Raw genomic sequence first — 18,100 nt, forward strand, 5'->3', positions numbered from 1 at the left:
TCAGAAGACCTGCACCGTGCCGACCGGCAGGCCGGGCGTGGTGGACAGGTCCAGCGGGGACGGCTTGGCCCCCGCCGCGACCAGGTGCGCGCCCAGCGCCGCGATCATCGCGCCGTTGTCCGTGCACAGCCGGGGCCGCGGCACGCGCAGCTCGATGCCCGCCTCGGCGCACCGCTCGGCGGCCAGGCCCGACAACCGCGAGTTGGCCGCCACGCCGCCGGAGATCACCAGGGTGTCCACGTCGAGGTCCTTGCAGGCCCGGATCGCCTTGGCGGTGAGCACGTCCGCCACGGCCTCCTGGAACGAGGCGGCCACGTCGGCCAGCGGGACCTCCTCGCCCGCCCGCTCCTGCCGCTCCACCCACCGGGCGACCGCGGTCTTCAGACCGGAGAACGAGAAGTCGTACCGGGAGTCCCGCGGCCCGGTCAGGCCGCGCGGGAACGCGATCGCGCACCCGTTGCCCTGCTTGGCCAGCCTGTCGATGGGCGGGCCGCCCGGGTAGGGCAGGTCGAGCAGCCGGGCGACCTTGTCGTACGCCTCGCCCGCCGCGTCGTCCACGGTGGACCCCAGCTCGGTGATCCGCTCGGCCAGGCCCTCGACCAGCAGCAGCTGCGAGTGGCCGCCGGAGACCAGCAGCGCCAGGCACCGCCGCGGCAGCGGGCCGTGCTGGAGGGTGTCCGCGGCGACGTGCCCGGCCAGGTGGTTGACGCCGTAGAGCGGCTTGTCCAGGGCCGCCGCGTACGCCTTGGCCGCCGACACGCCCACCAGCAGCGCGCCCGCGAGGCCGGGACCGGCGGTGACCGCGATCGAGTGCACGTCGCGCAGCTCGATCCCGGCCTTCTCCACCGCGCGGCGCATGGTCGGGACCATGGCCTCCAGGTGCGCGCGCGAGGCGACCTCGGGCACGACGCCGCCGAAGCGGGCGTGCTCCTCGACGCTGGAGGCGACCTCGTCGGCCAGCAGCTCCACCGCCCCGTCCGGGCCGAGCCGGACGATGCCGACGCCGGTCTCGTCGCACGAGCTCTCGATACCGAGGATGAGCCGGTCAGTCACGGTTCGCGGGCCTTCCCATCGTGTACGCGTCGGCGCCCGACGGCTGGTAGTAGCGGCGGCGCAGGCCCAGGTGCTCGAAGCCGTGCGCGAGGTAGAGGGCGATGGCGGGCGCGTTGTCCGTGCGGACCTCCAGGAACACCGGCAGGCCCGACTCGTCGGCGCGGGCCAGCAGGGCGCGCAGCAGGGTCTTGCCGACCCCGCCGCCCTGGAACCCCGCGTCCACGGCGAGGGTGTGCACGCTGGACTCGAAGTCCGTCAGGCCGAGGCCCGCGTAGCCGATCAGCCGCCCGTCGGAGTACGCGCCGACGTAGAAGTTGCCGCTGTCCAGCTCACTGTGGAACGCCTGCTCGCTCCAGGGGTCGTCACCGGCGAACAGCTCCCGCTCGATCAGCGCGCACCGGGCGGCGTCCTCGTGGCGCAGCGGCCCGGTGGTGACGGTGCGCGCGCTCACGCCTTCGTCACCCGCTTGCGGCCGACCGGCTCGACCGCGTCGGGCCGGCGCAGGTAGAGCGGGGTGAGCGCGGCCGGGCGGGCGCCCGCGAGGAGCTCACCCGCCGCCGCGGCGACCAGGGAGGCGGGCGACGGGTAGCGGGCCCCGACCACCGGCAGGCCCAGCACGTCGGCGTACAGCTCGGCGCCCTCGCCCGTCGCGACGCCCACCGCGGGCAGCTTCGGCGCCAGGTCGGCGGGCCGGTCCACGTGCGGGCCGGCGGTGCGGCGGCCGGCGGCGTCGTAGGCGGCCCAGTAGACCTCCTTGCGGCGCGCGTCGGTGGCCACCAGCAGCGCCTTGCCCGCCGCGCCCGGCAGGGCGAGGGCGTCCAGGGCGATGGCGTCCGGGGTCGGCACCGGGTAGACGGGCCGGTTGAGGGCCTGGCCGAGGGCGGCGGCGGTGACCAGGCCGACGCGCAGGCCGGTGAACGGGCCGGGGCCCGAGCCGCACACGATCGCGTCGAGGTCGGTCAGCGCGTGGCCCGCTTCGGCCAGCGCCTCCCTGAGGTGCGGGGTCAGCAGCTCGCCGTGCGCCTTCGGGTTCACCGTCACCCGCTCGGCGAGCAGGCGCGGGGCGCGGTCGGCGGTCAGTTCCACGACGCCGGCCGTGACGGCGGGGGTGGCGGTGTCCAAGGCGAGCACTAGCACAACGGACAAGGATAGAGGTGGCTCCCGCCACACTTGCCTTGACGTCCACGTCAAGGCGGAGGATCGGCGTCGTGCGCATCGGTGAACTGGCGCGGCGGGGTGGGATCTCCACCCGGGCGCTGCGCTACTACGAGTCCCTGGGGCTGCTGCCCGCGCGGCGCGGCGCCAACGGTCAGCGCGAGTACGACGAGGAGGACCTGCGGCTGGTGCGGGAGATCCGCTCGCTGACCGGCATCGGGTTCGCCCTGGAGGACACGCGCCCGTTCGTGGAGTGCCTGCGCGACGGGCACGACAGCGGGGACGCCTGCCCGGCGTCGGTGGCCGTCTACCGGCGCAAGCTGGCCGAGCTGGACGAGTGCCTGGCCCGGCTGGGCGCGGCGCGGGACCTGGTGCGCGCGCAACTGGAGGAAGCCGAGCAGAGGAGCAGGCCGTGCGCGCGTTGACCGACGAGACGTTCACCGAGGCGGTGAGCACCGGGACGGTGCTGGTGGAGTTCCGGGCCGACTGGTGCCCGCCGTGCCGGATGCTGGAGCCGGTGCTGGCCGAGATCGACCGCGAGCTGGACGGGCTGGTGGTGGCCGCGCTCGACACGGACGCCAACCCCCGGACGGCGCGCGACCAGCGGATCATGTCGGCGCCCACGCTCCAGCTCTACAGGGACGGGGAGCTGGTGGCGGAGGTGGTCGGGGCGCGGCCGAAGGTGCAGCTGATGGCGTGGCTCGAACCACATCTGTGATGCGCGTGGCGGTGGGGACCGCCAGGGTTGGCCCATGCTGCTGCCGGCGCTGGCCGTCCCCTCCGAGAAAGTCGCCCTGCGGTTCCCCGAGCGGGAGCTGACCTACGCGCGGTTGGCCGCCGAGGCCCGCGCGGTCGCGCACGGCCTGCGCGGCAGGCGGCGGATCGCGGTGTGGGCCCGGCCCACGCCCGGGACCTGCGTGGCGATCGTCGGCGCGCTGCTGGCGGGGGTGCCGGTGGTGCCGCTCAACCCGAGGATCGGGGAGCGGGAGCTCGCCCACGTCCTGGCCGACAGCGAGCCCGACCTGGTGGTCGACGACGAGCTGCCGTCCGGGTCCGGGACCGACCTGCCCGAGCCGGACGGCGAGGCGCCCGCGCTGATCGTCTACACCAGCGGCACCACCGGGCCGCCCAAGGGCGTGGTCCTCCCCCACCGCGCCCTGGCGTCCAACCTGGACGCGGTGGCGCGGGCGTGGGCGTGGACCGGTGACGACGTGGTGGTGCACGGCCTGCCGCTGTTCCACGTGCACGGGCTGGTGCTGGGCGTGCTCGGCGTGCTGCGGCGCGGCGGGACCGTGCACCACGTGGGGTCGTTCACCCCGGCGAAGGCCGCGGCGGCGCTGGAGGGCGGCGGCACGGTGGTGTTCGGCGTGCCCACCATGTACCACCGGGTGGTGAACGAGCCCGAGCACGCGGCGGCGTTCCGGCGCGCCCGGCTGCTGGTGTCCGGCTCGGCCCCGCTGCCCGCGGCCCTGCACGAGCGGGTCGAGGCGCTGACCGGCCAGCGGGTGGTCGAGCGCTACGGGATGACCGAGACGCTGATGAACACCAGCGCCCGCGTGGACGGCGACCGGCGGCCCGGCACGGTCGGCCCGCCGCTGCCCGGCGTGGAGGTGCGGGTCGTCGGGGACGAGCCGGGCGAGGTCGAGGTGCGCGGCCCCAACCTGTTCCTGGAGTACCTGAACCGCCCGGACGCCACCCGGGACGCCTTCCGCGACGGCTGGTTCCGCACCGGCGACTTGGCCGTGGTCGAGCCGGACGGGCACCTGCGCCTGGTCGGCAGGCGCGCCACGGACCTGATCAAGAGCGGTGGCTACAAGATCGGCGCGGGCGAGATCGAGAACGCGCTGCTGGAGCACCCGGCGGTGGCCGAGGTCGCGGTGACCGGCGAGCCGGACGAGGACCTGGGCGAGCGGGTCGTGGCGTGGGTGGTGGCCGAGGGCGAGCCGCCCGCGCCGGAGGAGCTGGGCGAGCACGTGGCGCGCCTGCTCGCGCCGCACAAGCGGCCCCGGGTGGTCCGCTACCTGGACGCCCTGCCGCGCAACGACATGGGCAAGGTGCTCAAGCGGGAGCTGCGGGCGCGGTGACCTGACGGCCGGGGGCCGCGCGCACCGGCCGAGCCCCCGGTGACCGAGCCCCCGGTGACCGAGCCCCCGGTGACCGAGCCCCGGGTCAGCCCAGCCCCGGTCAGCCCAGCCTCGGTCAGCCCAGCCCCGCGCCCACCGACCCGCGCCGCCCGCACCTCAGACCGGCAGCTCCCGGTCGGCCCACGCGCCGTGCGGGTGCAGGCTCGCCACGCGCACGTCGTCCTCCCGCCGCTCCAGCGTGATCAGCAGGTGGTCGGCGCTGAGCCGCTCGGCCACGCCCTCGCCCCACTCCACCGCCACCACCGCGTCCACCAGGTCGGTGTCCAGGTCCAGGTCGTCCAGCTCGTCGAGGTGCCCGCCGAGCCGGTAGGCGTCGACGTGCACCAGCGGCACGCCCCGCCCGCCCGGCGCGGGGGCGTGCACCCGCGCGATGACGAACGTCGGCGAGCTGACCCGCCCGGTCACGCCCAGTCCCGCGGCCAGGCCGCGCACCAGCGCCGTCTTGCCCGCGCCCAGCGGCCCCGACAGCAGCACGAGGTCACCGCCCCTCACCAGGCCACCCAGCCTGCGCCCGAACTCCTCGGTGTCCGCCACCCCGGGGAGCGTCACCCGGGGGATCGTCACGTCCGTCGCCACCACGACCGCCTGCTTTCCGACCGTTCGGCGGCACTGCGCCGAACCAGACCGACCAGGTGCCCGGTGACGAGGTCGGCCTGTTCCAACATGAGCATGTGACCCGCGCCGGGCACGCGGACCAGTTCGCCGTGCGGCATCTCCTCGGCCATCCGCTCGGCGTGCGAGAACGGCGTCAGCTTGTCCGCGTCGCCGCTGATGACCAGCACCTCGCAGTGCCGCAGGCCGGCCAGCGCCTTGTAGCGGTTGTGCGTGCCCAGGGTCTCCAGGAACTCGGTGAGCACCCGCACCGGCACGCCGTTGATCATCTTCGCCATCAGGTCGACCAGCGACGGGCTGACGTGGTGGTCGCCGAACGCCAGGAGCCGGATGCCGCTCCAGGTCAGCGTGGACGCCCGGCGGCGGGCCCACTCGACCACGCCGGGTTGCAGGCCCGCGAGCCGGCCGACGCCCAGCGTCACCGGGTTGTACCGGGACAGCACCGACTTGGGCAGGCCCGCGCCGCCGACCGCGCCCGCCGCCGTGCCGACCAGGGCGACGCCGCGCACCCGGTCGGCGAACAGCTCGGGCCGCTGCTCGGCCAGGGCCATGATCGTCATGCCGCCCATGGAGTGCCCGACGAGCACCAGCGGGCCCTCGGGCGCGGTCACCCGGATCACCGCGTCCAGGTCGCGGGCGCACTGGTCGATGGTGCTCGACCCGGCGGGGGCGCGACCCGAGCGGCCGTGGCTGCGCTGGTCGTAGAGGACCTGGCGGACGCGCGGGTCGGTCAGCGCCGCGAGGCCCCGGCGCTGGAAGTGCCAGCTCCGGCGGTCCAGGGCGAAGCCGTGCACGAGGACGACGGTCAGCTCCGGCGCGCCGCCGTCGTCCGGGTCGACCTCGTCGACCGACAGCGGCACGCCGTCGTCGGCGGCGACGGTGGACTCGCGGCTCGCGGGCAGCTCGCCCAGCGGCTCGGCGGCCAGCGGGTCGGCGGCCTGCCGGTCCTGGAAGACCTTCTTCTGGTTCGCGGCCACGCCCACCGCCACGCCGGTCGCGGCGGCGCCGATCACGCCGCCCGCCCACCCGACGGCCTTCCACAGCGTGTTCACCGCCGCCCCCGGTAGGTGCGGACGACCCGCGGCCGGTACATGCCGGTGACGATCTCGTAGTCGATGGTGCCCGCGGTGTCGGCCCACTCGCGCGCGGTCGGCTCGCCGTGCGCGCCCGTCCCGAACAGCACGACCTCGTCGCCCTCGGCCACCGGGTGGTCGCCGCAGTCGACCACGACCTGGTCCATGCAGACGCGGCCGACGACCGGGTGCCGGCGGCCGTTGAGCCACACGTGCACCCGGTTGGACAGGGCGCGCGGCACGCCGTCGGCGTACCCGGCGGTCACCAGGGCCAGGGTGGTGTCGGACTTGGAGGTCCAGGTCAGGCCGTAGGACACCGCCTCGCCGGCCGGGACGCGCTTGGTGAGCGCGACCACCGAGCGGAACGTCATCACCGGGCGCAGGTCGGCCGGGACCGGCACCGGGTTGAGGCCGTAGACCGCGATGCCCGGCCGGACCAGGTCGAAGTGCAGGTCGGGGCGGGTCAGCACGGCGGCGGAGTTGGCCAGGTGCCGCCTCGGGTCGAGCCCGGCGGCCCGCGCCTCGCGGTACGCGTCGTCGAAGCGCTCGGCCTGGGCGTCGGTGGCCGGGTGGCCGATCTCGTCGGCCACGGCCAGGTGCGACCAGACGGCGTGGACCTCGACGTTCGGGGTGCGCGCGGCCCGCTCGACCAGCTCGGGCCAGTCGGCGGGCGGGCAGCCGTTGCGGGACAGGCCGGTGTCGACCTTGAGGTGCACGCGGGCGGTCCGGCCGGCCCTGGTCGCGGCGGCGGAGATCTCGGCCAGCTGCCGCACCGAGGAGGCGGACAGGTCGACGCCCCGCGCCACGCCGGGCGCGTAGTCCGTGCCGGGCGGGTCGAGCCAGGCCAGGACCGGCGCGGTCAGGCCGTGCTCGCGCAGGTGCAGGGCCTCGGCCAGCGAGCACGAGCCGAGCCAGGTGGCGCCGGCCTCCAGCGCGGCCCGCGCGACCTCCACGGCGCCGTGGCCGTACCCGTCGGCCTTCACCACCGCCATCGTCTCGGCGTCGGCCGCGAGGGCGTCGAGGTGGGCGACGTTGTGCCGGAGGTGGTCGAGGTCGATCACGACCTCAGCGCGGGGAGCAGCCATGGCGCCGTTCATGGTGTCACAGCGGCCGGACGGCGCGGATCGCGTCCGGCAGTGCCGCGAGGAGCACCGACGCCGGGACCGGCGCGCCGTCGGCGGCCAGCTCGGCCGCGAGCACGTGCGCCCTGGCCGCGCAGCCGGCCGCGAGCACCGGGTCCAGGCCCGCCGCGAGCAGCGCGCCCAGCACGCCCGACAGCACGTCGCCGGAGCCCGCGGTCGCCGCCCACGAGCTGCGGGCGCGGTTGACCAGGGTGCGGCCGTCCGGACCGGCGATCACCGTGGTGTGGCCCTTGAGCAGCACGACGGCGTCGAACCGGTCGGCGGCGCGGCGCGCGGCGGCCACCCGGTCGGGGCCCACCGGTCCCAGCAGGCGCTCGTACTCGCGGTCGTGCGGGGTCAGCACCAGCGGGGTGCCGGGGTCGCGCGCGTCCCACAGGTCGGGGTTGTTGGCGAGCATCGTGATGGCGTCGGCGTCCGCGCACACCGGCACGCCCGCCTCCAGCACGCCGCGCAGCACCGCCTCCGCGGACAGGCCGGTGCCCAGGCCGGGGCCCACCACCCAGGACTGCACGCGGCCCGCGTCGGTGGTCGAGCCCGTGCAGACGGCCTCGGGCCAGCGCGCCCGCACGTGGTCGGCGGCGGCGCCGGCGTAGCGGACCATGCCGGAGGTGGCCAGCACCGCCGCGCCGGTCGACAGCACGGCGGCGCCGGGGTAGGTCGCCGAGCCGGCGGCCACGCCCGTGACGCCCTGGGTGTACTTGTCGTCCTCGGGGCCGGGCACCGGCCAGGCCGCGCCGACGTCGTCGAGCTCCAGCTCGACCAGGTCCGGGCCGCCCAGCTCGGGGCCCAGGCCCAGGTCCACCAGCCGCACGTCGCCGCAGTCGGCCAGCGCGTGCACCGGCTTGAGGCAGCCGAACGTGACGGTGGTGTGCGCGCGCACGTGCGGCCCGTCGACCGCGCCGGTGTCGGGGTCGACGCCGCTGGGCAGGTCGACGGCCAGCACGGGCGCGTCCAGGCGCGCGACGTGCTCGGCGGCGTCCGGGCGCAGCGGGCCGCGGGCGGACAGGCCGACGATGCCGTCCACCACGAGGTCGACGGGCGGCAGCTCGGCCACCACGCGGCCGCCCGCGCGCCGGAACGCGGCCAGGCCCTCCGGGTGCGCCCGCTCGGGCGCGAGCAGCACGGCGAACACGGCCACCCCGCGCCGACGCAGGTGGTGGCCCGCCCAGAGGGCGTCGCCGCCGTTGTTGCCCGCGCCGACCAGCAGGCCGACGCGCCGCCGGCCGCCGAGCAGCTCCAGCGCGACCGACGCCACGCCGAACGCCGCCCGGCGCATCAGCGCGCCCGGCGGCGTCACCGCCAGCACGCGCTCCTCCGCCGACCTGACCCGAGCTGTCGTCCACAGACCGCGCACGCCGACCAGCCTGCCCTACTCGACCGTGACGGACTTCGCGAGGTTGCGCGGCTTGTCCACGTCGTAGCCCCGGCTGCGGGCGATCTCCGCGGCCAGCACCTGGAGCGGGACCGTGGAGACCAGCGGCTGGAGCAGCGTCGGCACCGCGGGCACCTCGATCAGGTGATCCGCGAACGGGCGAACCGTCTCGTCGCCCTCCTCGGCGATCACGATGGTGCGCGCGCCCCGGGCCTGGATCTCGGAGATGTTCGACACGAGCTTCGAGTGCAGCACCGCGCGGCCCTTGGGCGAGGGCATCACCACGACGACCGGCAGGCCCTCCTCGATCAGCGCGATCGGGCCGTGCTTCAGCTCACCCGCCGCGAAGCCCTCGGCGTGCATGTACGCCAGCTCCTTGAGCTTGAGCGCGCCCTCCAGCGCCACCGGGTAGCCGACGTGGCGGCCGAGGAACAGCACCGCCTTGGAGTCGGCCAGCTCGCGGCCCAGCTCGCGGACCTGCTCGACGGTGCCCAGCACCTCCCGCACGGCCTCGGCGGCGCTCTCCAGCTCGTGGAACTCGCGGGCCACCTCGTCCGGGTACTTGGTGCCGCGCGCCTGCGCCAGGGCCAGGCCGACCAGGTAGTTCGCCGCGATCTGGGCGAGGAACGCCTTGGTGGACGCGACGCCGATCTCCGGGCCGGCGTGCGTGTAGAGCACGGCGTCGGACTCGCGCGGGATCTGCGCGCCGTTGGTGTTGCACACCGCCAGCACGCGGGCCTTCTGCGCGCGGGCGTGGCGGACGGCCTCCAGCGTGTCGGCGGTCTCGCCGGACTGGGAGACCGCGACCACGAGGGTGTCGCGGTCGAGCACCGGGTCCCGGTAGCGGAACTCGCTGGCCAGCTCGACCTCGACGGGCAGCCGCGTCCAGTGCTCGATGGCGTACTTGGCGACCAGGCCGGAGTGGTAGGCCGAGCCGCAGGCCACCACGAAGACCTTGTCCACGTCGCGCAGGTCCTGATCGGACAGCCGCTGCTCGTCCAGCACGATCCGGCCGTTGACGAAGTGCCCGCGCAGCGTGTTGGCCAGCGCCTCGGGCTGCTCGTCGATCTCCTTGAGCATGAAGTACTCGTGGCCGCCCTTCTCGGCGGCCGACAGGTCCCAGTTGACCGTGAACGGCTTGGCCACGGCCTCCCGGCCGTCGAAGTCGGTCACGGTGTAGCCGTCGCGGTCGATCACCACGACCTGGTCCTGGCCCAGCTCGACGGCCTCGCGGGTGTGCTCGATGAACGCCGACACGTCGCTGGCCACGAACGTCTCGCCCTCGCCGACGCCGACCACCAGCGGCGAGGAGCGGCGGGCGGCGACGACCAGGTCCGGCTGCTCGGCGTGCGTGACGACGAGGGTGAACGCGCCCTCCAGGCGGCGGACCACGGCGCGCACACTGGCGACCAGGTCTCCCTTGGTGTCGCCCTCGTCGTAGGCGCGGGCGATCAGGTGCGCGGCGGTCTCGCTGTCGGTGTCGCTGGTCATCTCGACGCCGACGGCCTCCAGCTCGGCGCGGAGGGCGGCGAAGTTCTCGATGATGCCGTTGTGGACGACCGCGACCCGGCCCGTCACGTCCCGGTGGGGGTGCGAGTTGCGGTCGACCGGCGCGCCGTGGGTGGCCCACCGGGTGTGGCCCATGCCCGCGGTGCCCGCGAAGGTCCCGCGCCCGACCTCGTCCAGCCGGGTCTCCAGGTTGCTCAGGCGGCCGGCCCGCCGTTCGACGGCCAGGCCGCCCTCTCCGTCGAGCACGGCGACGCCCGCCGAGTCGTAACCCCGGTACTCCAGGCGCCGCAGGCCGTCGAGCACGACGTCCAGCGCCGAGCGGTGTCCCACATATCCCACGATTCCGCACACGCCGCACAGCGTAACCAGACCAGCGGGGGGATCTTCGAGGCCCACTCGCAACCGTTTCCCCAGGTCGCGCCCCTATTTGGTTTAGACCAATCGCGATGGGCGGCGATCGACTACCGTTCACGCGGTGAGCGGCTACTCGGCGAAGCAGGTGCTCGACCAGCTCAGCAGGCCCGGCGGGCACCCCGTGCTGCGCGGCGACCTCGCCCTGGTGGGTCTCCCCGGCCTGGTCTACACCCCCGCCTCGGGGCTCGGGCTGCCCGCCGTGGCCTTCGCGCACGGCTGGCTGCAACCCGTCGAGCGGTACCGGGCGCTGCTGCGGCACCTGGCGACGTGGGGTTTCGTGGCCGCCGCGCCGGGCACGCAGCGCGGGCCGCTGATGTCGGCGCGGCTGCTCGCGGGCAACCTGGGCACGACCCTCGACGTGTGCACCGGCGTGCGGCTGGGCGACGGCGACATCAGCGTGGACCCCGAGCGGCTGGTCGTGGCCGGCCACTCGATGGGCGGCGGCGCGGCGGTGCTGGCCGCGGCCGACGACCCGCGGGTGCGGGCGGTGGTGACGTTCGCCGCGTCCGAGACCCGCCCGTCCGCCCTCGACGCCGCGCGCCGGGTCTCCGTGCCCGGCCTGCACCTGGCGGCCGGCGAGGACCGCATCGCACCGCCCGTCGGGCACGCGGAGGCGATCGCCGAGGCGTGGCTGGGACCGGTGCAGCTGCGCACGCTGCCCAAGGCGAGCCACCTCGGGTTCGCCGAGGGGCGGCACTGGAGCGAGCTGCTGCTGGACGGCAGGGGCGAGCGGGCGGCGCAGAAGCTCGCCAGGGCGCTGACCACGGCGTTCCTGCTGCGCGTGGTCAAGGGCGAGCGGCAGTGGGACGCCCTGCTCGACGGCGACGTGAAGGGCGCCGTGCTGGCGTACCAGCGGGGACCGCTGGCGCGCAGCTGAGACGTTCGCCACGGCGCCCCCGCCGGGGAGCGCCGCGGCGCCCCTGGCTCAGGTGAGCCAGCTCTGACCGCTCAGGTCGTCGTCGTCCTCCACCGGGGCCGCGCGGCGGTGCCGGGCGACCGGCGGTGGCGTCGGCTGGTGGACCACCGGGGGCGGGATCGGGCGCGGTGCCGGCGGCACGACCTCCTCGTCGTCCTCCGGGCCGAAGGCCATCTCGGCGGTGCCGCGCTGCGCGCTCGGCGCCCACTGCGGCTGGCGCTGCTGCTTGTCGCCCTTCGCCGCGACCTGCTCGGCCTGGTCGCGCAACCGGCCGCGGTCGGCCGCGGCGCGCGCCTCCCGCTCGCGGGCCTCGGCGGCCAGGCGCTCCCGGTCCGCGCGGAGGGCCCCGGCGACCTCGGCGTTGGCCCGCCGGGCGGCGGCGATCCGCTCGTCGAACGCCGCCTGGACCCTCGGGTCCACCTCGATGACGCCCACCGCTACCGGCTCCCCTCTTCACCCAGCACGCCCTGCACCCGGCTGAGGTTCAGGTCGTCGTCGAACAGCGAGCCGGTCGTGCGCCACTGGCCGGGGCTGCGCTCGGTGTCGCCGCCCTGCTGCTGGCCGCCACCGGCCATGCCGCCGCCCATCATCCCGCCGCCCATCATCCCGCTGGCGGTGCCCTGGGCGCCGGGCTGGCCCGCGTCCTGCATGGACGGCAGGGTCGCCGAACCCGGCTGGCCCGCCTGGGAGGCGTTCGTGTCGGCCAGGCCCGGGTCGGCCGGGTCGGGGGTCGGGCCGCTCCACGGGTTGTCCGCGGGCCCGGCCGAGCCGCCCAGGACCGAGTCGGCGGCGTTGAACGGGTTGTCGCCGAGCACCGAGACGCCGGACGCGCTGGTCGTGCCGCCGCTCGACGACGCGGGGCCACCGTCGGGACCGGACTGGAGGGGCTGGTCGAACGAGGGCGCGGCGAAGCCGGCGGGGGCGGTGAACCCGGCCGGTGCGGTGAAGCCCGCGGGAGCCGGGAAGCCGGCCGGGGCCGTGAAGCCGCCGGACGTGCTGTGGGCCGGGGCGGCGGCCGGTTCGGTGAAGGCGGGCGCGGCGGCCGGTCCCGCGAAGGCCGGTTCGGTGAAGGCGGGCGCGGCAGCGGGCTCCGCGAAGGCCGGGGCCGCGGCGGGAGCCGGTTCGGTGAAGGCCGGGGTGGCGCCCGGCTCGGTGAAGCCGATCGCCGGCTCCGGCCGGAGGGCACCGGTGTCGGGCGCGGTGGTGAACGGCTCCGCGGCGGGCATGGGCCCGCCGCCCTCGCCGGGCAGCGGCACCGCACCGTCCAGGCCGGGGATGCCCGGCGTGCCCCGGGGCTCGTCCTCGCCGAACGCCACGCCGTACTCGTCGGGCGTGCCGTCGCCGCTGTCCACGGAGAGGGTGATCTCACCGGTCAGCGGGTCGACCTCGGCGGTGATCGCCAGGCCGTCCACCTCGATTAGCGCCCTGCCGTCCTCGCCGGCCCGGATCGGGGTGGGCCCGTCCGCGCCGGTCGCGCCGCCGGTCACCGGACCGCCCGGCGCGGTGCCGGTCGCGGTCGGCGCGGCGCCGGCCAGGGCGGCGGCGCCGTTCTGGCCCAGCAGGGCGTTCACCGCGTCCGGGTTCTCGCTGAAGTCGACGTCGAAGGTCTTCGGTTCGCCGGTCGGCGTGTCGACGGTGATCAGCACGTGGCCCTGGGCGTCCGGCTCGGTGACCTGGATCTCGTTCTCACCGCTGCGGATCGTGACGACCTCGGGCTCCTCCTCGCCCTTGAGGCCGTCCGGCTTCCCGGGCTGGTCGTCGGGCTTGCCGTCACCGTCGAGGTCGTCGGGCTTGCCGTCGCCGTCGGTGTCGCCCGGCACGTCCGGCTTGCCGTCGCCGTCCTGGTCGAGCGGGTTCTCCGGCGGCTTGGGCATCTCCACCGCGCCGGCGCCGCCGGGCGCCCCACCGCCGGGCGTGCCGCCACCGCCGCCACCGGGCGTGCCCCCGCCACCGCCCGGCGTGCCGCCACCGCCACCGGGGGTGTCGCCACTCCCGCCGGGCTGCTGGACCTGCTCCCGGCCGCCCTGCTCGCCGGTGAACGGCGGCGGGTCGCCGACCTGGCCGAACGGCTGGTCCTTGAGCTGGGTGTCGAGCTGGGCGAACATCGTGTCGTAGACGCCCTGGACGCCGGTCTGCACGGTCTGGCAGTACCCGTCGAACGCCTGCTTCTTGCTGTCGAACTCCTCGCAGAGGCCCTTCAGCTTCTGCTTGGCCTCGTTGATGATCGAGTTGCGGGCGTCGCTGATCCAGCTGCCCCAGCCCAGGCCGGCGAGCATCCCCAGCGGACCGCCGCAGAGGGCGCCGAGCACCGCGCCGGTCAACGGGCCCGGCACGCCGGACAGCCAGTCGAGGATGCCGGCGTCGTTCTCGAAGATGTCGCCCTTGGCCTGCCGGATGGCCTCCCTGGCCGCGTCGGCGGTCAGCCCGCCGCACTGCTCGGAGTACAGGTCGTGGACGTGCTGGGCGTACTCCTTGACCAGCTGCTGGATCGTGCTCGCGGCGGTGGTGATCGTGCCGGGAGCGCCCTTGGCGTCCTGGATGAAGGTGCCCGCGGTGTTGAGGAACCTGCCGTTGTAGGTGTTGGCGGCGTTGGCCGCGTCGCCCTCCCAGGAGGCCAGCCCGTTCCACGCCGTGCCGAGGCCGTTCTCGTGGTTGTCCAGCTCGGCGACGGCCTTGTCGACCTTGTCGGCGTCCTCGCGGAACTTGCCGAGGTCGATCTCGCGGACCTCGTCGTAGTTCCGGTAGACGTAGGTCTTCAGGTCGGGCGCCTGGCCACCGTGACCGGCCAGGGGCGCGGCCTCCTGGTAGACCGGGATGAACTTCTCGAAGAACCGCAGGCCGGGCGCGCCGGCGTCGAGCAGCTCGTCGGAGGTGCGGAAGTCGCCGGTCTCGTTCAGCACCTTCTGCGTGCTGCCGAGCTCGCGCTCCTCCTTGGCCTTGGCGACGAGGTCGTCGGCCTCCTCGCCCTCCGCGGTCCAGTCGCCGTGCCGCGCCTCCTGGCCGGCGTTGAACGCGACGCTCGCGCCGCCGGTGACGGGGGCCAGCAGGATGCCGGCGCCGTGCTGGAGCAGACCGGGGTCGTTCGGGACGTCGACGCCGTTCGCCTCGGCGTAGCGGCGGACGTCCTCCTCGCTCGCGCCCGAGCCGGCCAGCGCGCGGACCAGGTCCTCCTTGGTCTCCGGCGTGACGTTCGGGTCGTCGAGGAGCTGCTTGATCTCGTTCTGGTCGGCCACCGCCGCTACCCCCTGAACTGGTCGGACGTGGCGGACTCGTTGCTCTCGTACGTCTTGGCCACGTCCTTCAGGCGCAGCGCGACGTTGCCGGCCTCGCGCCCGAACGTCTCCACGCTCGCCTGGAGGCGGTCGAAGTAGGTCTTGTACCTCGTCTCGGTACCGCGGAACTTGCGACCCACGTGGCCCGCGCCGACAGCCGGGGTCACGGTGCTCTTCAGCTGCGTGATGTCCGCACCGTGGTCCTCGTACTGCTTGGCAACGCCCTGGAGCTCACCCGGCCCGACGCCGAAGCCTGCCATCGCCTCCGCCTCCCCTCGTCCCCGGTCCGACGCCCGCGAGGGCTCCCGGGTTCCGCCGACAGGGTGCCGGCTCGGAGCAGCCCGAGGGGGCCGAACGCCGGATCAGGGCGCCTGGGCGAACACGCGACCGGACCAGCCGTGCGGCGACGGCCGTGCGGCGCGGGGGTCACCGCACCGCGGACACCACTCCCGCCAGCCGCTGGGCGGCGGACTCGGCCAGCTCGTGCGTGGCCGCCTCCACCATCACCCGCACCAGCTGCTCGGTGCCCGACGGGCGCAGCAGCACCCGGCCGGTGTCGCCCAGCTCGGCCTCGACGTCGGCCACGGCCTCCCGGACCGCGGCGTCCCGCGCCACCGCCGCCTTGTCCGTCACCACGACGTTGACCAGCACCTGCGGCAGCCGGCGCATCACGCCCGCCAGCTCGGCCAGCGGCGTGCCGGTCTCGGACACGCGGGCCATCAGGCGCAGCGCGGTCAGCAGGCCGTCGCCGGTGGTGGCGTGCGCGGGCAGCACCACGTGCCCGGACTGCTCGCCGCCCAGCGCGTACCCGCCCGCGCGCAGCTCCTCCAGCACGTAGCGGTCGCCGACCGCGGCGGTCTTCAGCTCGATGCCCGCCTCGCGCATGGCGATGTGCAGGCCCAGGTTGCTCATCACGGTGGCGACCAGCGTGTTGTCGGTCAGCTCGCCCGAGTCCTTCATCGCCAGCGCGAGCACGGCCATGATCTGGTCGCCGTCCACGACGTCGCCCTTGGCGTCCACCGCCAGGCAGCGGTCCGCGTCGCCGTCGTGCGCGATGCCCAGGTCCGCGCCGTGCAGCAGCACGGCCGCGCGCACCTGGTCCAGGTGGGTGGAGCCGCAGCCGTCGTTGATGTTCAGCCCGTCCGGGCCCGCGTGGATCTCGATCACCTCGGCGCCCGCGCGGCGGTAGGCGTCCGGGGCGGCCACCGAGGCGGCGCCGTTGGCGCAGTCCACCACGACCTTCAGGCCCTCCAGGCGGTGCGGCGTCACCTTCAGCAGGTGCTGCACGTACTGGCCCTCGGCGTCCTCGACGTCGCGCACCCGGCCGACGCCCGCGCCGGTCGGGCGGTGGGAGCGCTCGCCCATCTTCTGCTCGATCTCGTCCTCCACCGCGTCGGGCAGCTTGTGCCCACCGGCGGCGAACAGCTTGATGCCGTTGTCGGGCATCGGGTTGTGCGAGGCGGAGATCATCACGCCGACGTCGGCACCCAGCGCGGCCACCAGGTGGGCCACCGCCGGCGTGGGCAGCACACCCGCCCGCAGCACGTCGGCGCCCGCCGAGGTCAGGCCCGCCACCACGGCCGCCTCCAGCATCTCGCCGCTGGCCCTCGGATCGCGGCCGACCACCGCCACCGGGCGGTGGGAGCGGTCGTGCTCGGCCAGTACGCGGGCCGCCGCGGCGGCGATGGACAGCGCGAGTTCGGGGGTCAGGTCCCCGTTGGCGAGTCCGCGGACGCCGTCGGTGCCGAACAGCCGAGCCATGATCGCCGTGACCTCCAATGACGGGAACAACAGTGGCGAAAAGCACTGCGGGAGCAGCAGTTCGACGAAGAACTGGCTGCTCCCGCAGGGTGGTGCTCGCTGGACCCGGTGGGGGTCAGCGCTTGCTGTACTGAGGCGCCTTGCGGGCCTTCTTCAGACCGTACTTCTTCCGCTCCTTGACCCGGGGGTCACGGGTGAGGAAGCCGGCCTTCTTCAGCACCGGGCGGTCCTCGGAGTCGACGGCGATCAGCGCGCGGGCGATCGCGAGGCGCAGCGCACCGGCCTGGCCGGTGGTGCCGCCGCCGCGCAGGTTCGCGATGACGTCGAAGGTCTCGGGCTTCTCCGTGGTCACCAGGGGCTCGCGGATGAGCTGCTGGTGCACCTTGTTCGGGAAGTACTGCTCCAGCGTCTTCCCGTTCAGGGTGAACTTGCCGCTGCCCGGGATGAGCCGGACGCGGACGATGGCCTCCTTGCGGCGGCCGACCGTCTGCGCCAGGTGGTGCGCACCCGCGTTCAGGGTGTGGCGGACGGGCGCCGGCTCGGCCTCGGCCTCGTCGGACTCCTCCGCCTGCTCGGCCTCGGGCTCGGTGGCCTCGGCCTCCGCAGTCTCGGTCCCGGCGGCCTCGCCGGTCTCGTCGACGTCGGTCGTGTCGGTGTCGACGTCGGTGGTCTCGACGTCGGTCGCCTCGACGGCGTCGAGGTCGGCCTCAGGGGTCGTCACGTCGGTGTCCTCGGTCTGCTGCGGCTCGGTCACTGGGCGACCTTCTTGATCTCGAACGGCTGCGGCTGCTGCGCAGCGTGCGGGTGGTTCGGGCCCGCGTAGACCTTGAGCTTGCCCGCGATCGCGCGGCCGAGGCGGTTCTTGGGCAGCATGCCCTTGATCGCCTTCTCGACCAGGCGGTCGGCGCGGGTGTCGAGCACCTCGCCGAAGGACTGCTGGCGCAGGCCACCCGGGAAGCCGGAGTGCCGGTACACGAACTCCTGGTCACGCTTCTTGCCGGTCAACGCGACCTTGTCCGCGTTGATGACGATGACGAAGTCACCGGTGTCAACGTGGGGTGCGTAAGTCGGCTTGTGCTTGCCGCGCAGCAGCGTCGCGGCCTGGGTGGCGAGCCGACCGAGCACCACGTCCTGGGCGTCGATCACGTGCCAGGCTCGGGTCACCTCGCCGGGCTTCGGGCTGTACGTGCGCACGGGTCTACCTCGTCGTCACTTGCGTCTGGGGTCATCGCGGCGGTTGCTCAGGCCAGAGACCCCAGGTGGGCAGAGGGCCAGAACACCAGGCACGCTACTGCGCACCGAGTACCGCACAACAACGTAAGAAGATACCGGGTGGGGTCGGGGCGGTCAAAACCGCCCCCGTCAACCGGGTTCCGACCCACCCCCGGAGGGGTGATTTTGTGCCCTGGGTCACAGCTTTTGGCCGGGCTTTCGGGGGCTTGGCCGGGGTTTCGGGCGGAAAAGGAGCGGAACCGGGCGGGCCGGCGCGTCACGGGTCGCGCGCGGAAAAGATTTTCGGGCCTCGGCCGACACGCCTCGGCACCGCGCCGGGTCGCCACCCTTGACCGCCCGGGGCCGCCGCTCTCGGCCGCCCTGGGCCGCGCCGCGCTCGGCCCGCCCGGGGCCACGCCCTCGGTCGCGCCGGGCCGCGCCGCGCTCGGCCGCCCCCCGAGTCGG

Annotated in this window: 18 protein-coding genes; 4 read left to right on the forward strand and 14 right to left on the reverse strand. The window is 75.0% G+C overall.

Annotated elements, in window-relative coordinates; all coding sequences use genetic code 11:
• From tsaD to tsaB, 3 genes are read right to left on the reverse strand one after another with little or no spacing between them, the layout of a single operon-like run.
• Positions 1–1,053, reverse strand: coding sequence for a tRNA (adenosine(37)-N6)-threonylcarbamoyltransferase complex transferase subunit TsaD (gene tsaD / locus ACFP3R_RS10165; protein ID WP_380634949.1), 1,053 nt, complete (start codon positions 1,051–1,053; stop codon positions 1–3).
• On the reverse strand, positions 1,046–1,504 hold the full coding sequence (rimI, locus tag ACFP3R_RS10170) for a ribosomal protein S18-alanine N-acetyltransferase (protein WP_380634950.1): 459 nt from the start codon (positions 1,502–1,504) through the stop codon (positions 1,046–1,048). The genes tsaD and rimI overlap by 8 nt, the downstream gene beginning before the upstream one ends.
• Positions 1,501–2,190: a tRNA (adenosine(37)-N6)-threonylcarbamoyltransferase complex dimerization subunit type 1 TsaB gene (tsaB, locus tag ACFP3R_RS10175; RefSeq protein ID WP_380634951.1), complete on the reverse strand. Its 690-nt coding sequence runs from the start codon at positions 2,188–2,190 to the stop codon at positions 1,501–1,503. Before tsaB ends, rimI begins: the two co-directional genes overlap by 4 nt.
• A gap of 71 nt (positions 2,191–2,261) precedes the next feature.
• Between tsaB and ACFP3R_RS10180 the strand changes: the two genes are divergently transcribed.
• From ACFP3R_RS10180 to ACFP3R_RS10190, 3 genes are read left to right on the forward strand one after another with little or no spacing between them, the layout of a single operon-like run.
• A complete protein-coding gene (locus ACFP3R_RS10180) occupies positions 2,262–2,633 on the forward strand; it encodes a MerR family transcriptional regulator (RefSeq protein WP_380634953.1) in 372 nt (123 codons plus the stop codon).
• On the forward strand, positions 2,621–2,926 hold the full coding sequence (locus ACFP3R_RS10185) for a thioredoxin family protein (RefSeq protein WP_380634954.1): 306 nt from the start codon (positions 2,621–2,623) through the stop codon (positions 2,924–2,926). Before ACFP3R_RS10180 ends, ACFP3R_RS10185 begins: the two co-directional genes overlap by 13 nt.
• A 34-nt stretch (positions 2,927–2,960) precedes the next feature.
• Positions 2,961–4,292, forward strand: coding sequence for an acyl-CoA synthetase (locus ACFP3R_RS10190; protein ID WP_380634956.1), 1,332 nt, complete (start codon positions 2,961–2,963; stop codon positions 4,290–4,292).
• Positions 4,293–4,448: 156 nt separating this feature from the next.
• On the opposite strand, the gene tsaE is transcribed toward ACFP3R_RS10190, so the two are convergent.
• The 5 genes from tsaE to glmS are packed head-to-tail and all read right to left on the reverse strand — an operon-like array spanning position 4,449 to position 10,411.
• Positions 4,449–4,901 carry a tRNA (adenosine(37)-N6)-threonylcarbamoyltransferase complex ATPase subunit type 1 TsaE gene (tsaE, locus tag ACFP3R_RS10195; protein WP_380634957.1) on the reverse strand — a complete coding sequence of 151 codons (453 nt, stop codon included), beginning with the start codon at positions 4,899–4,901 and terminating at the stop codon, positions 4,449–4,451.
• Between the two features lie 11 nt (positions 4,902–4,912).
• The gene (locus ACFP3R_RS10200; RefSeq protein WP_380634958.1) at positions 4,913–6,016 is read right to left on the reverse strand and encodes an alpha/beta fold hydrolase; all 1,104 of its coding nucleotides are present in this window, start codon (positions 6,014–6,016) and stop codon (positions 4,913–4,915) included.
• Positions 6,013–7,122: an alanine racemase gene (alr, locus tag ACFP3R_RS10205; RefSeq protein WP_380634959.1), complete on the reverse strand. Its 1,110-nt coding sequence runs from the start codon at positions 7,120–7,122 to the stop codon at positions 6,013–6,015. Before alr ends, ACFP3R_RS10200 begins: the two co-directional genes overlap by 4 nt.
• Before the next feature lie 16 nt (positions 7,123–7,138).
• Positions 7,139–8,533, reverse strand: a complete 1,395-nt coding sequence (locus tag ACFP3R_RS10210; protein ID WP_380634960.1) for an NAD(P)H-hydrate dehydratase — start codon at positions 8,531–8,533, stop codon at positions 7,139–7,141.
• 15 nt (positions 8,534–8,548) lie between these two features.
• Complete coding sequence (gene glmS, locus ACFP3R_RS10215; protein WP_380634961.1) at positions 8,549–10,411, reverse strand: glutamine--fructose-6-phosphate transaminase (isomerizing); 1,863 nt, start codon at positions 10,409–10,411, stop codon at positions 8,549–8,551.
• Positions 10,412–10,535: 124 nt separating this feature from the next.
• Here glmS and ACFP3R_RS10220 point away from each other — a divergent pair, with 124 nt between their 5' ends.
• Positions 10,536–11,351, forward strand: coding sequence for a dienelactone hydrolase family protein (locus tag ACFP3R_RS10220; protein ID WP_380634963.1), 816 nt, complete (start codon positions 10,536–10,538; stop codon positions 11,349–11,351).
• A gap of 48 nt (positions 11,352–11,399) precedes the next feature.
• Here ACFP3R_RS10220 and ACFP3R_RS10225 read toward each other — a convergent pair whose 3' ends face one another.
• The 6 genes from ACFP3R_RS10225 to rplM form a co-directional block, all read right to left on the reverse strand.
• Complete coding sequence (locus ACFP3R_RS10225; protein ID WP_380634964.1) at positions 11,400–11,825, reverse strand: hypothetical protein; 426 nt, start codon at positions 11,823–11,825, stop codon at positions 11,400–11,402.
• Between the two features lie 2 nt (positions 11,826–11,827).
• Complete coding sequence (locus tag ACFP3R_RS10230; RefSeq protein ID WP_380634965.1) at positions 11,828–14,623, reverse strand: hypothetical protein; 2,796 nt, start codon at positions 14,621–14,623, stop codon at positions 11,828–11,830.
• 5 nt (positions 14,624–14,628) lie between these two features.
• On the reverse strand, positions 14,629–14,922 hold the full coding sequence (locus ACFP3R_RS10235; RefSeq protein WP_380634966.1) for a WXG100 family type VII secretion target: 294 nt from the start codon (positions 14,920–14,922) through the stop codon (positions 14,629–14,631).
• Between the two features lie 166 nt (positions 14,923–15,088).
• Positions 15,089–16,423: a phosphoglucosamine mutase gene (gene glmM / locus ACFP3R_RS10240; protein ID WP_380634967.1), complete on the reverse strand. Its 1,335-nt coding sequence runs from the start codon at positions 16,421–16,423 to the stop codon at positions 15,089–15,091.
• 115 nt (positions 16,424–16,538) lie between these two features.
• Entirely contained in the window at positions 16,539–17,144 is a 606-nt protein-coding gene (rpsI, locus tag ACFP3R_RS10245) for a 30S ribosomal protein S9 (protein ID WP_380634989.1), read from the reverse strand.
• A 29-nt stretch (positions 17,145–17,173) separates the two neighbouring features.
• Positions 17,174–17,617, reverse strand: a complete 444-nt coding sequence (rplM, locus tag ACFP3R_RS10250; protein WP_380634969.1) for a 50S ribosomal protein L13 — start codon at positions 17,615–17,617, stop codon at positions 17,174–17,176.
• Between the last annotated feature and the right edge of the window lie 483 nt (positions 17,618–18,100).

The organism is Saccharothrix lopnurensis (genome assembly GCF_042658445.1).
GTDB classification, from domain to species: domain Bacteria; phylum Actinomycetota; class Actinomycetes; order Mycobacteriales; family Pseudonocardiaceae; genus Actinosynnema; species Actinosynnema lopnurensis.

What these genes read in the sequence shown, in the direction of transcription:
- alr (WP_380634959.1), bottom strand. Translation starts at nt 7,122, where the DNA reads ATGGCTGCTCCCCGCGCTGAGGTCGTGATCGACCTCGACCACCTCCGG.
- ACFP3R_RS10190 (WP_380634956.1), top strand. Translation starts at nt 2,961, where the DNA reads ATGCTGCTGCCGGCGCTGGCCGTCCCCTCCGAGAAAGTCGCCCTGCGG.
- ACFP3R_RS10235 (WP_380634966.1), bottom strand. Translation starts at nt 14,922, where the DNA reads ATGGCAGGCTTCGGCGTCGGGCCGGGTGAGCTCCAGGGCGTTGCCAAG.
- glmM (WP_380634967.1), bottom strand. Translation starts at nt 16,423, where the DNA reads ATGGCTCGGCTGTTCGGCACCGACGGCGTCCGCGGACTCGCCAACGGG.